The sequence below is a fragment of the Sphaerisporangium sp. NPDC049457 genome, from assembly GCF_055586705.1.
The window spans coordinates 82,133-95,108 of record NZ_JBVJHR010000014.1; the positions used below are offsets into that span (position 1 = coordinate 82,133).

Here is a 12,976-nt window from a genome sequence, read left to right on the forward strand (position 1 = left end):
GGAGGCTCCCCCATGGCCAGGAGCGCTTTCGCGGCGATCTCCCTCACCGGCGCACTCGGCGTCCTCACCCTGCTCGCCCCCACTCCCGGCGACCGGATGGTCAAGGTCTTCGGCGATCTGGCGACGGCGGACCGGGTCGCCGTCATCGTGCCCGGCGCCGACGTCACGCGGGCCACCTTCGACGGCGGGCGGCGCAAGGCGTACAGCACGCCGGGCGGCGCCGCCCGCGCCCTGATCGCGCAGGTGCGGGCCCTGGACCCGGCGGCCCGGCCGGCGGTGATCGCCTGGCTTGGGTACGACAGCCCGCGGGCCGTCAGTCTCGCGGCGGCCACCGACGCGGTCGCCGAAGACGGCGCCGGAGAACTGCGCCGCGCCGTCGCCCGCGTCCGCTCGGTCAGCTCCGCCCCGGTGACGCTGTTGTGCCACAGCTACGGCTCGGTGGTCTGCGCGAAAGCCCTGCCCGGCCTGCCCATGGCCGACGTGGCCGACGTGGCCGTGTTCGGCAGCCCTGGCCTCGGGGTCGGCCGGGCGCGGGATCTCGGCACCCGGGCCCGGCTGTGGGCGGGCCGCGGCGGGCACGACTGGATGCGCTTCGTCCCACCGGTGCGCATCGGGCATCTCGGTTTCGGCGCCGACCCGGCGCGCTCCTCCTTCGGCGCGCGGCTCTTCGCGGCCGGAGCGGCCGGGCACAGCGACTACTTCCAGCCGGGTGGCGTGTCCCTGCGGAACCTGGCGTTGATCACGCTCGGCCGCGCCTCCGAAGTGAGCGCGCCGTGACGCGGGCGCACGATCCCGCCGGACGAATCCGGGCCCTGCTCGCGGCACGCGCGGCGGTCCCGGGGCGGCGGGCGTGGGAGGCGTTCGCCGGGCGGATCGAGGCGAGCACGCCGGCCGCGCGCGACCGGGGAGCCGACGCGCTGCGCGCCCTGGCGATCCTCGGAGTGATCGCGGGGCACTGGCTGGTGACCGCCTGGGTGGTGGACGATCTCGGACACCTCCGGGTCACCAGCCCGCTCTCCGCCATGCCCGGTCTCGTCCCGCTGTCGTGGGTGCTCCAGACGCTGGCCGTCTTCTTCTTCGTGGGCGGGTACGCGGCGGCGCGCAGCCTCGGCCGCGAGCCGGGCGGGGCGTGGGTCCGCCTGCGAATGCGCCGCCTGCTCGTCCCGGCCGGGCCGCTGCTCGCGGTGTGGGCCGGGCTGCTGGTCCTGCTCGCGGCGGCCGGCGTGTCGCCGGCGTCGCTGCGCTCCCTGGCCGTGCCGGCCCTCGGCCCGTTGTGGTTCCTCGGCGTGTACGGCGCGCTCACCGCGGTCACTCCCTTGCTGATCCGGGTGCGGCCCGTCCATGCGGCCGTCGCGGCGGTCGTGCTCGTGCTGGTGACGGACGTGGTCCGCTTCGGCCTGGGCGGCCCCGCCTGGCCGGCCTGGACCAACGTGCTCGCCGGCTGGCTCGTCCCGTACGCCCTCGGCCTCGCCCGCGGGGCCGGTGACGCGCCCGGGCTCGGCGGAGGGCGGGGAGCGGCGGCGATGCTGGCGGGCGGGGCGGTGGGGACGGTGGTCCTGGTCGCCGGGTTCGGTTACCCGGCGAGCATGATCGGAGTCACCGGGGCGCGGGTGTCCAACCTGAGCCCGCCCACCCTGGCCGCCGTCTGCTTCGGCGTCGCCCAGGTCGGGCTGGCCATGCTGCTGCACCGGCCGCTGACCGCCCTCATGCGGCGTCCCCCGCTGTGGGCCGGGGTGGTCCTGGCGAACCTCGCCGCGATGACCGTCTTCCTGTGGCACCAGACGGCGCTGACCGTTGTCATGCTGAGCGCGCTCCCCTTCGGCTCGGCGGTGCCAGGCCTGCTCTCCCCGCCCGGTTCGCCCGGTTGGCTGCTGGACCGGGTGTCGTGGCTGCCCCTGCCAGCCGTACTGGTCGTCGCGGCGTGCGTGTTCTTCCTACGGCGCGAGCGGACAGAGCAGTCTGAACGTCGAGCATGATGGACGCCATGGACAAAGGCGGCATCCGCGTTAAATCCGCCCGCGGCCGGTGGGTTCTCTTCGCCACCGTGCTGGGCTCCGGGATGGCATTCCTTGACGGCACCGTCGTCAACGTGGCCCTCCCCAGGCTCGGCGAGGACCTCGGCGCCTCGATCTCCGGGCTCCAGTGGACGGTGAACGCCTACACCCTCACCCTGGCCGGGCTGATCCTGCTCGGCGGCTCCCTCGGCGACCGGTACGGCAGGCGGAAGATCTTCACGGTGGGCGTCGTCTGGTTCGCGCTTGCCTCGGCGCTGTGCGGGCTGGCGCCCAACATCCAGACGCTGGTGCTGGCCCGCGGCCTCCAGGGCATCGGCGGGGCGCTCCTCACGCCGGGCTCGCTGGCGATCATCCAGTCGTCGTTCGCCCGCGAGGACCGTCCGCGCGCCGTCGGCGCCTGGTCGGGCCTCGGCGGGGCCGCCGGCGCCGTGGGGCCGTTGCTCGGCGGCTGGCTCGTGGAGACGGCGGGCTGGCGCTGGGTCTTCCTGATCAACCTGCCGATCGCCGCCGTCACGGTGGCGGTCGCCGCGCGGCACGTGCCCGAGACCAGGGACGAGGCGGCCGCCGGCCGGTTCGACGTGCTCGGCGCCGCGCTCGCCGCCCTGGCCCTGGCCGGGATCACCTACGGGCTGATCGAGCGCGGGACGGCGATCCCGCTGGTGACCGCGGTCGCGGGCGTCGCGCTGGGCGCCGCCTTCGTCGTGCTGGAGGTCCGCCGTTCGCGTGACGGGGCCGCCGTGTCGGCGCTGGTGCCCGTCCGGGTGTTCGCCTCCCGCGAGTTCACCGCCGTCAACGTGGTGACCCTGATCATGTACGCGGCGATGGGCGTGGTGTTCTTCATGCTCGTCGTGGAACTGCAGGTCGCCGCCGGGTTCTCGCCGCTGGCGGCCGGGTCGGCGATGCTTCCGATCATGCTGCTGATGCTGCTGCTGTCCCCCCGCGCGGGCGAGCTGGCCAAACGCGTCGGGCCGCGCCCGCTGATGACCGCGGGCATCCTGCTGTGCGCGGGCGGGCTCGTGTTGATGAGCCGCGTCGGGCCCGGCGCGTCCTATCTGGTGGACGTGCTGCCCGCGGTGGTGCTCTTCGGGCTCGGCCTGTCGGCCGCCGTCGCCCCGCTGACCGCGACCGTGCTGGCCACGGCCGAGGAGCGGTACGCGGGGGTGGCGAGCGGGGTCAACAACGCGGTGGCCCGCACCGGCAGCCTGCTGGCCGTGGCGGCCATTCCCCCGCTGGTCGGGCTGACCGGTGCCGCCTACACCTCGGCGACCGACTTCACCGCGGGTTTCCGCGCCGCCATCCTGACCAGCGCGGCCATGATGGTCTGCGCCGCTCTGCTGACCTTCCTCACCATCAGGACCAACGTGCTGCGCGCCCCCGAGCGCAAGGCCGCCTGCAACCTCGACGCTCCTCCGCTGGAACCCTGCGCGCCGGCCGAGGAGACCCGCGGCCGCTCCTGAGCACGCCGCTACCTGCCGCGCTCGCGCTAGCCGAAGACGGTGACCAGCTCGCTGGTCCTGGTCGAGAGGTCGACGATCGAGACGCCGTCGGCGGTCGCGGCGTAGAGGTAGCGGCCGTCCGGGCTCGCCACGATCGCGGTGGCGTGCTCGCCGACCTTGATGGCGCTGGGCACGACCCGGTGCGCGGCCAGGTCGACGGTGACGACCGCGTTCGACCAGCCGTCGGTGAGGTAGGCCTCGTCCCCGTCCGGGCTCACGGCGACCCCCGACCAGCCGGTGAACAGGACGCTTTTGCTGTTGGCGTCGATCCCGACCTCCAGCCGGCTCCCCACCGTCCTCCCGGTCGCGGTGTCGATCACTTCGAAGCCCTCGTCGGTGAGATTCCAGATGCCGCCCGTGCTGACGTACAGACGGCCGCCGTCCCGGCTGATGGCCAGTCCCCCGGGACGGTCGCCGGTGGGGATGGGCGCGTTCGTGCGGCCCGTCGCCGTGTCGATCACCGACACCCGGTCGGATCCGCTGTCGGCGACGTAGACGCGCCGCCCGTCGGGGGAGACGACGATTCCGAGGGGCTCGTCGCCGACGGGGATGGGCTCGCCGACCGTCTCGCCGGTGGCGGTGTCGATCACCGAGACGTTGTCGGACTCCCTGTTGGCGACGTACGCGCGGCGGCCGTCGGCGGCCATGGCGATGCCCGCCGGCCACTTCCCCACATTGATCGACCGACCGGCGACCGTGCCGGTCGCGGTGTCCACCACCCGGACGGTGCCGGTGTCCTGACGGGTGACATAGGCGCGGCGGCCGTCAGGGGTGAGCGCCACCTGGTAGAAGGCCTGGTAGACGTTCCCGAGCGTGACCGGCCCGCCGCTGACGTGCCCGATGGCCGCCTCGATCGTCCACATCCGCGTCCCGCCGGTGAACAGGACGTCCCCGACGGCGTACAGCCGTGCCCCGTCCGGGCTCACGGCGACCGAGCTCATCAGGACGGGCACCTGGTCGTAGCGCACGACGACGGCCGTCCCCGTCGCCACGGTCAGCACGGCGAACAGCGGCACGACCAGCAGGCCGGCGCGTGCGTGCCGTCGCGGAGGCGGGACCGGCCCGGCCACCGCGGCCGGCCACGAGCGGGCCGCCAGGGCGAGGAGTGCCAGCGTGCCGGCGAAGACGACGGCCGGAGCGGGCGCGAGCGAGTCCCGGCCGAAGACCAGCGCGACGACGCTCACCACGATGGCCGCGCCGCCCGCCGCCCACCCCGCGATCAGGGACCGCGCGAGCTCGCGCGAGGTGGCGGCCACCGCGACGGCCGGCACGAGAAGCGCCGCCGGCGCCGCCGCGCAGAGCGGCGCCAGCCAGACCTCCAGGTCGCCGTCCACCCGTTGCGCCGCCGCCACGGCCGCGAGCTGGCCGAGCAGCGCGAGCGTCCCGAGGACCGCCAGCACGAGCACCGACCGCCGGACCCGGTCGCCGGGCGGGCCGAGGCGCAGACGCGCCTCGGGGCGCCGCCACAGCGCGAGCCCGGCGCACACCGCCGCCAGGACCAGGGCCGCGTACCCCGCGACCTCGGCCGGCAGCCGGCCGCCGAAGTCGTCGCCTGAGCGGAAGCCGCCGGCGAAGAACGCCACCCCCCAGGGAGCGGCGGCGCCGCAGCCGACCAGCACGCCCGGCCCGGCGAGCGATCTGGTGCGCGGCAGGAACGCCAGCACGGCGCCGGCCGTCGCCACCAGGGCCATGCCCGCCGTGTACCACGCGAGGACGGCCCCCGGGCCCGGTCCCGCGGAGAAGAACGCGGCGCCGGACAGGTAGGACGCGGTCTTGGCCGCACGCCAGCCGTGCCAGGTCACCTCGCCCGCCGCGAGCACCGCTCCCGCCACGGCCGCCAGGACCCCCGCCACCATGCCGATGTGCCGCCACACCCCCCGCACGGCGGCCGCCGGCCACCGGCGGGGCGCCCACGTCCGCCGTGCCCCGTCCCCTCCGGCGCTCCCCGCCGGGCGGCGCCACGGCCGCGCGACCCCCGCCACGGGACCGGCCACCGGCGCATCGACGCCGCGCGGTGAGGCGGGGGCGGGCGGCCGCACGTCGAGGGTCCGCAGCCGATCTTCCGCCGCGGCGGAGACGAGCCTGCTGTCGTCGTCGGTCAGCCGTTCCACCTCGGCCCGGACGGTCGCCCGGACGATGTCGTTGCCGATGCGGTGCAGGTGGGCCAGCCCGTCGAGCGCGGCGAGCCGGTCGGCCGCGATCGGGCTGCGCAGAGAGGCGCTCAGCTGGGCCGGCAGGGTCCAGTGGACGTTGCGGGCGATGACGATGCGGCCCTCGACGTCGTCCTGCTTCTTCGGCCGCTGCTGCGGCATCTCCTCGACCACGCGCTCGTGGACGTAGCCGTACAGCTCGTCGACGGTGATGTTCCCGTCCCCGTCCAGGTCGGCGTGTCCCTCCCGCAAGCCCTCCACGAGATGGCGGGTGAACACCGACCGCGCGGCCTCGCCTCGAAGCCGGTCGCCCTCGAAGGAGTACTGGGTGGCGTCGGAGGCGGTGAGGACGACGCGTCCTCGGCCGCGGAAGCGCTCCAGCGAGTGCACCTCCGGATCGCCCTTCGTCAGTCGTCCCGCGGGGAAGGCGCCGCTGTAGCAGCAGTCCAGGATGAGGATCTTCTGCCGTGAGGCGCACTCCTCCATCGCCTGGTCGATCTGGTCGGCGGACAGTCCGGTGAACAGCAGGCTGTCACGGCGCGTGTCCGCCATCGCCAGGAACAGGCGCCCGGCGTCGTCCTTCAGCCCGTGTCCGGTGAAGTACAGCAGCGTCAGGTCGTCCCGCCGCCGGTCGCGGTAGAGGTCGGAGATGGCCTGGCCCACCTTGAGGTGCGGCTGGTTGATCAGCGTGGTGACCTCGAAACCCGCGATGTGCGGGTCGCGCAGGACGGCGGCGAGCGCCTCGGCGTCGTGCGCGGGGGCCGTCAGGCGCCGCAGGCCAGAGTCCTGGTAGGCGTAGGAGGCGATCACCAGCGCCAGTCGCCGACCCATGGTGCTAGCCGCCGGAGTGGCGGCGAAGATAGGCATCGACCAGGTCGCGCTGCTGGTCGGCCGTCGCGCGCTCCAGCTCGATGGTGTCGCCGTCGATGGAGACCGTGACCCGGTGCCGGCCGGTCTGGCGGCCGAGCCAGTCGCGCACGGTGTCGATCACCGAGGCGAAGACCCCGCCGGACGCGCTCAACGCCACCACGATGGCGCCCAGGGTGACCGGGTCGGCCCCCTTGGCGCCGGCCGGAGGGGCCTCGCCCGCCGCCCAGCCGATCGCCTGAACGTCCAGCTCGGCGAGTTCGGCGCGCAGCCGCCGGGCGAGCCGCTCCCCCTGCTCGGCCCCCGCGTCGGCATCGGGGAGGACGACCAGCGTCAAACTCAGTTCGCCGCTCGTGCCCGTGCCGCCGCCCATGCCTGCTCCGCCCGCTCGGCCCGGAATCCAGGGCTCGATCATCCTCTGGGCCGCCCGGCGCTGACAAGGGGTGGGGCGGTCCCTGGCTCGGCGTGACGCACCGCCGGACCGTCTCGGAGGGGAGGGGCCGCCCGGGGCGCATGGGCCCCGGGTCAGCCCTTGAGGCCGGAGCGGGAGATGCCTTCGATGACCCAGCGCTGGGCCACCAGGTACAGCAGGATGACCGGGAGGCTGGCGATCACCGCGCCGGCCATGAGCAGGTCGTAGCGGATGTTGTTGGCGCTCTGGAAGTTGCCGAGGCCGGCGGGCAGCGTCAGGGAGTCCGGGCTGAGCAGCACGTAGATGGGCCACAGGAAGTCGTTCCAGTTGGTCAGGAACGACAGCAGGAACAGCGTGACGAGCGCCGGCTTGGCCAGCGGGAGCGCGATCGAGGTGAAGATCTGCCAGCGGTTGCACCCGTCGAGCTCGGCAGCCTCCTCCAGCTCGGCGGGCAGGCTGAGGAAGAACTGCCGCAGGAAGAACACCCCGAAGCCGCCCGCCGCCGCGGGCACGATCACCGCGGGCAGGCTGTCCACCCAGGACAGCTCGTTGACGATGAGGAAGTTCGGGATGAGCAGCACCACCGGCGGCACGAACAGCGTCGCGACGATCACCGCGAAGATGGCCGACCGGCCGCGGAAGCGCAGCCGCGCGAGCGCGTAGGCCGCGGGGGCGGCGGTGACCAGCACCAGGGCGGCGTGGCCGGTCGCCGCGACGAGGCTGTTGGCGAACCAGGTCAAGATCGGGCTGTCGGGGCTGTTGAGGATCTCCCGGTACGCGTCGAGGGTGGCCGGCGTCGGGATCCACTGCGGCTCGGTCGATCCGGCGCCCTCGCGGGTCTTGAACGAGGTGAGCAGCATGTACACCAGCGGGCTGATGTAGAGCGCGGCGACGACGGCCAGCACCAGGTGGAGCAGGGCGCGCCGTGCCCGCTGTGGGGCGATGGTGGTCAACGCTTCCTCCTGTCGCGGAAGGCGCCGAACACCAGGGCGCTCGCGCACATCAGGAATCCGGCGAGGATGAAGCTCATCGCGGACGCGGTGCCCATGTCGAAGCGCCGCAGGCCGGTCTCGGCGATGAGGTAGATCGCGGTCTTGGTCTGGTCGGCGGGCGCGCCCGCGGTGATCAGGTAGGACTGGCCGAACATGTTGGCCGAGGCCAGGATGGTGGCGTTGACGACGAACACCATGACCGGACGCAGACCGGGCAGCGTGACCGCGCGGAAGCGGGCCAGCGGGCTCGCGCCGTCCACCATGGCCGCCTCGTACAGCTCGCGCGGGATGTCCTGCAGCCCGGCCAGGAAGATGACGGCGTTCAGGCCGAGCGTCCACCACACGGTGACGCCGATGAGCGCGATCCAGGCCGGGGGCACGTCGGTGGTCCACTGCACGTCCAGGCCGAGGTAGTGGTTGACCAGGCCGATGTTGCCGTCCAGCAGGTACCGCCAGACGAACCCGACCACGGCCACGCCCAGCACGTACGGGGCGAAGTAGACGGCGCGGTAGAGGTTGCGCCCGCGGAACCTGCCGTTCATCAGCAGCGCCACGAGCAGCGGCACCAGGATGAGCAGCGGCACGGAGAACAGGGTGAAGACGCCGGTCGCCCGCATCGCCGTCCAGAACCGCGAGCCGTCGACGCTGCCGGGGTCGAACAGCTCGGCGTAGTTCTCCAGGCCGACGAACGGCTTGGCGGGCAGGCTGATGTCCCATTCGTGGAGGCTGGTGTAGAAGCCGAAGCCGATCGGCAGCACCATGAAGACCGCGAACAGCACCAGGTACGGGGCGAGGAAGACGTACGGGGTCCACCATCGCATCCGGCGCGCGGAGACCGCGGGGGCGGCGGCGGCCGCCCCCGCGAGATCGTCCGGGCGGGTGAGCAGGCTCACTGGCCGTACTTCCTCTTGTTCTCGGCCAGCAGCTTGTCGGCGGTCGCCACGCCCTCCTTGAGCGCGTCCGCGGGACTGGTCTCCTTGAGCACCGCCTTGGCCACGGCCAGTTCCAGGGCCTTGGACTGGACGTCGCCGACGCCCGGCAGGGCGGGCAGGAAGTGGAACACGTCCGGGTCGGCGGCCAGCTTGATCTGCGGCAGGTCGGCGATCGCGGGGTCCTGGCGGACCGAGTTGCGGGCGGGGATCATCCCGGCCTTGGCCCACTCGGTGGACTGGCGGCTGATGTGGTCGATGAAGAACTTCGCCGCCTGCACCTTGTTGGCGTCCTTGGCCGCCTGCGCGGTCATGACGAAGTTGTGCGAGGAGCTCCACACCGCGGGGGTGGACCCGATGGCCGGCACCGGCGACAGGCCCCACGACAGGTTGGGGGCGTTGGTCTTCAGGTCGTTGATCTGCCAGATGCCGTCCCAGGTGAAGCTCACCTTGTCGTTCTTGAAGGCGGCGTACTGGGTGTCGATCGCGACCTTGGCGGGGCTGTGACCCTTGTCGATCTGCTCCACCATCCAGGCCAGCGCCTGCTCGCCCTCGGCCGAGCCCCACAGCGCCTTGGCGCCGTCCTCGCTGTACAGCTCGCCGCCGTTCTGCCACAGCAGCGACATGAACATCAGGTGGGCGGGCCACTTGTTGGGCATCCAGAACGGCTTGGCCACGCCCGCCTTGGCGAGCTCGGCGAGCGCGGCCTCGTAGCCCGCCCTGTCGGTGGGCGCGTCCTTGAGCCCGATCTTGTCCAGGTGCGCGCTGTTCCAGTAGTCGCCCAGGCAGTGGACGTCCAGCGGGACGGCGTAGCGCTTGCCGTCGTAGACGCCGGCGTTCCAGACGGCGGGGATGAAGTCGGCGTCGCCGAGCTTGAGCGCGGAGACGACGTCGTCGATCGGGGTGAGCACCGAGCGGGCGGCGAAGGTGCCGATCCAGTCGATGTGGATGACCGCCACGTCGGGGCCCTTGCCTGCGGCGATGGCCGTGGGCAGCGCCGGGTAGAGGTCCTCCCAGCGGCGGGTCACGTTCCGGACCTCGATCTTGCCGGCGTACTGCTTGTTGAAGGCCTCCAGCATGGCGCGGAAGTGCGGGCCGTCGCCGCCGGTGAAGCCGTTCCAGAACTCCAGGTCGACCTTGGGACCGGAGTACTCGCCGCCGGAGAAGGTGGGCGCGGCCGAGGCGGGCGCGCCGGCGTCGGCCCCGATCTTCGTGCCGCCGCCGCAGGCGGCCAGCGCCGCGGTCAGCCCGACGGCCCCGGAGAGGCCGAGGAAGGAACGGCGGGACAGCGGACTGGTCATGATGCACTCCTGGAGATGAGGGGAGCGAAGCGGACAATAGTCCATGAAACGGGCGGGAGCGTAAGCGAGGCGCGGCGGTCGGCGAGGTGGAGCCCTTCGCCCTGACGTGGGACGACACGGTCCGGCTCGGCCACGGTGTTGCGTGCCGACCCGTCCTGGTCGGCCAGTTCGAGGTGCTCGACGACGCGCATACCGGCGGGCAGGTCGATGTCGACCGGGCAGGGCGCCCGGCGGTCGCGGTTCACGGCGAACAGCGTGATCTCGCCGGTCTCCGGGTCGTGGGTGGCGGTCGCCCAGATCGCGGGCACCTCGCCGTACTTCTCGGTGTCGACCGTCGGGCAGTCCGGCTCCACCCTGATCACCTGACCGCGGGCGTGCCGCGCGGTCAGCGCGAACGGGTGGAAGATCGTCTGCCGCCACGCCGGGCCGCCGGGCTCGGTCATGATCGGCGCGATGACGTTGGCGAGCTGGGCCTGGGCCGCGATGCCCACCCGGTCGGCGTTGCGCAGCAGCGTGATCAGCAGGCTGCCGACCACCACCGCGTCGGTGAGGTCGTACACGTCCTCGATGAGCCGGGGGTGCTGCGCCCAGTCCAGCGACGACTCGCCGTGGAAGCGGCTCTGGTACCAGACGTTCCACTCGTCGAACGACAGCTTGATCTGCTTGCGACTGCGCAGCTTGGCGCCCACGTGGTCGGCCGTCGCGGCGATGGACCGGATCATGTGGTCCATGTCGGCGGCGCTGGCCAGGAAGGAGTCCACGTCCCCGTCGGAGGGGTCGTAGTAGGCGTGCAGCGAGATGTAGTCGACCATGTCGTAGGTCGCCTCCAGCACCTCGGCCTCCCACGCGCCGAAGGTCGGCATGCCGCTGTTGGAGCTGCCGCAGGCGACCAGGGACAGGCCGGGGTCGAAGCGCTTGAGCGCCCTCGCGGTCTCGGCGGCCAGCCGGCCGTACTCCCCCGCCGTCTTGTGCCCCATCTGCCAGGGGCCGTCCAGCTCGTTGCCCAGGCACCACAGGCGCACGTCGTGCGGCTTGTCGACGCCGTGGGACCTGCGCAGCTCCGACAGGCGGGTGCCGCCGGGGTAGTTGGCGTACTCGACCAGCTCCAGCGCCTCGGCGACGCCGCGGGTGCCGAGGTTCAGCGCCATCATCGGCTCGACGCCGGCCTTGGCGGCCCAGGCCATGAACTCGTTGAGCCCGAAGCTGTTGTCCTCCAGGCTGCGCCAGGCGAGGTCCAGGCGGGCGGGCCGGTCGCGCACCGGGCCGACGCCGTCCTCCCAGCGGTAGTTGGAGACGAAGTTCCCCCCTGGATAGCGCACCAGGGTCACCCCGAGCTCGCGGGTCAGCTCCAGCACGTCGGTGCGCAGGCCGTCGTCGTCGGCCAGCGGATGCCCCGGCTCGTAGACGCCGGTGTAGACCGAACGGCCCATGTGCTCGACGAACGAGCCGAACAGCCGTGGCTCCACCGGGCCGATCCGGAAGGAGGGGTCAAGAGTGATATGAGCAGCCGGTGCCAAGGCACGACCCTCTCTGTCGTCACACGGTTTCGGGTGGTTGGTGCGTTTCTACAACGTTGTTTCAACGTTGTAAACAGGGGCTGACCTGGTCGATACCGTGCCGTTACGTACGCCGGGACCGGTACCGTCGTACGTGGAGATCGGTTCGTGAACCGGGAAGGTGGGCCCCACGTGGGAGTGAGCCTGCGCGATGTCGCGCGTCTGGCCGGAGTGTCGGTGAAGACCGTCTCCAACGTGGTCAACGGTTACGCGCACGTCTCGCCGGTCACGCGCGAGAAGGTCGAGCGGGCGCTGTCCAAGCTGGACTACCGCCCGAACCTCTCCGCGCGCAACCTGCGCCAGGGCCGCACCGGCGTGATCGCCCTCGGCCTGCCCGAGATCGACAAGCCGTACTTCGCCGAGCTGTCGCGGTTCGTCATCGCCGCCGCCGCCGAACAGCGCTGGATCGTGGTCATCGAGCAGACCGACGGCGAGCTGCACCGCGAGCGCCAGGTGCTGGACGGGGTGCGCGACCACCGCATCGACGGGCTGATCCTGAGCCCGGTCGCGATCGGCAAGGAGGAACTCGCCGCCCGCACCGACGACACCGCGCTGGTGCTGCTCGGCGAGCGCATCCACGACGGCCCGGCCGACCACGTGGCCATCGACAACGTGCGCGCCGCGAGGGACGTCACCGAGCACCTGATCGGCCTCGGCCGCACCCGCATCGCCGCCCTCGGCGCGCAGGAGAACCCCGCCAGCGGCACCTCGTCGGTCCGGCTGGCCGGCTACCGCGAGGCGATGGCGGCCCACGGGCTGCCCGAGCTGGTGGTGGAGGTCGAGCGGTACGGCAGGCCCGAGGGCGCCGCCGCCATGGCGGCCCTGCTGGCGTCCTCCGCGCGGCCCGACGCGGTGTTCTGCTTCAACGACCTGCTGGCCCTCGGCGCCATGCGGGCCATCCTGTCGGCCGGGCTCCGCGTGCCGGAGGACATCGCGATCGCGGGGGTGGACGACATCGAGGACGGCCGGTTCAGCACCCCGACCCTCACCACCGTCGCCCCCGACAAGGCCCAGCTCGCCCGGGTCGCCGTCGACCTCCTCAAACGCCGCCTCGACGGCCCCGCACACCACCCCGTCCAGGAAGTCACCGCCGACTACCACCTAATGATCAGAGAAAGCACCACCCCCGACCACCCCAGCACCTGACCCCCTGCCCCAGTCCCCCCACACCACCGTGTGCCGTCCCCCCACCCGGCGTGCCCTGATGTGACCGGCGCCCGATCAGCAAGCCGCAATACGGCGACCACACACTTCCACC

Annotated in this window: 10 protein-coding genes; 4 read left to right on the forward strand and 6 right to left on the reverse strand. The window is 72.8% G+C overall.

Translation table 11 applies throughout. The annotated features are described in order from the left end of the window. Nucleotides 1–12 precede the first annotated feature (12 nt). The 3 genes from ACZ6QO_RS22395 to ACZ6QO_RS22405 are packed head-to-tail and all read left to right on the forward strand — an operon-like array spanning nucleotide 13 to nucleotide 3,472. Nucleotides 13–777, forward strand: a complete 765-nt coding sequence (locus tag ACZ6QO_RS22395) for an alpha/beta hydrolase (RefSeq protein ID WP_465853469.1) — start codon at nucleotides 13–15, stop codon at nucleotides 775–777. After that, nucleotides 774–1,976, forward strand: coding sequence for an acyltransferase family protein (locus ACZ6QO_RS22400; protein ID WP_465853470.1), 1,203 nt, complete (start codon nucleotides 774–776; stop codon nucleotides 1,974–1,976). Before ACZ6QO_RS22395 ends, ACZ6QO_RS22400 begins: the two co-directional genes overlap by 4 nt. 8 nt (nucleotides 1,977–1,984) lie before the next feature. Continuing rightward, nucleotides 1,985–3,472, forward strand: coding sequence for an MFS transporter (locus ACZ6QO_RS22405; RefSeq protein ID WP_465853472.1), 1,488 nt, complete (start codon nucleotides 1,985–1,987; stop codon nucleotides 3,470–3,472). 26 nt (nucleotides 3,473–3,498) lie between these two features. On the opposite strand, the gene ACZ6QO_RS22410 is transcribed toward ACZ6QO_RS22405, so the two are convergent. The 6 genes from ACZ6QO_RS22410 to arfA form a co-directional block, all read right to left on the reverse strand. Next, nucleotides 3,499–6,492 carry a caspase, EACC1-associated type gene (locus ACZ6QO_RS22410; protein WP_465853474.1) on the reverse strand — a complete coding sequence of 998 codons (2,994 nt, stop codon included), beginning with the start codon at nucleotides 6,490–6,492 and terminating at the stop codon, nucleotides 3,499–3,501. Nucleotides 6,493–6,496: 4 nt separating this feature from the next. Then, entirely contained in the window at nucleotides 6,497–6,901 is a 405-nt protein-coding gene (locus ACZ6QO_RS22415; protein ID WP_465853476.1) for an effector-associated constant component EACC1, read from the reverse strand. 152 nt (nucleotides 6,902–7,053) lie between these two features. Further along, nucleotides 7,054–7,893 carry a carbohydrate ABC transporter permease gene (locus ACZ6QO_RS22420; RefSeq protein ID WP_465853478.1) on the reverse strand — a complete coding sequence of 280 codons (840 nt, stop codon included), beginning with the start codon at nucleotides 7,891–7,893 and terminating at the stop codon, nucleotides 7,054–7,056. Then, nucleotides 7,890–8,825: a carbohydrate ABC transporter permease gene (locus ACZ6QO_RS22425; RefSeq protein WP_465853479.1), complete on the reverse strand. Its 936-nt coding sequence runs from the start codon at nucleotides 8,823–8,825 to the stop codon at nucleotides 7,890–7,892. The genes ACZ6QO_RS22420 and ACZ6QO_RS22425 overlap by 4 nt, the downstream gene beginning before the upstream one ends. Next, nucleotides 8,822–10,162, reverse strand: a complete 1,341-nt coding sequence (locus ACZ6QO_RS22430; RefSeq protein WP_465853481.1) for an extracellular solute-binding protein — start codon at nucleotides 10,160–10,162, stop codon at nucleotides 8,822–8,824. The genes ACZ6QO_RS22425 and ACZ6QO_RS22430 overlap by 4 nt, the downstream gene beginning before the upstream one ends. Then, the gene (gene arfA / locus ACZ6QO_RS22435; RefSeq protein WP_465853483.1) at nucleotides 10,159–11,679 is read right to left on the reverse strand and encodes an arabinosylfuranosidase ArfA; all 1,521 of its coding nucleotides are present in this window, start codon (nucleotides 11,677–11,679) and stop codon (nucleotides 10,159–10,161) included. The genes ACZ6QO_RS22430 and arfA overlap by 4 nt, the downstream gene beginning before the upstream one ends. A 171-nt stretch (nucleotides 11,680–11,850) precedes the next feature. On the opposite strand from arfA, the gene ACZ6QO_RS22440 reads away from it, so the two are divergent. Then, nucleotides 11,851–12,864 (forward strand): LacI family DNA-binding transcriptional regulator, encoded by a 1,014-nt coding sequence (locus tag ACZ6QO_RS22440; RefSeq protein WP_465853485.1) that lies wholly within the window; start codon nucleotides 11,851–11,853, stop codon nucleotides 12,862–12,864. The last annotated feature ends 112 nt before the right edge of the window (nucleotides 12,865–12,976 follow it).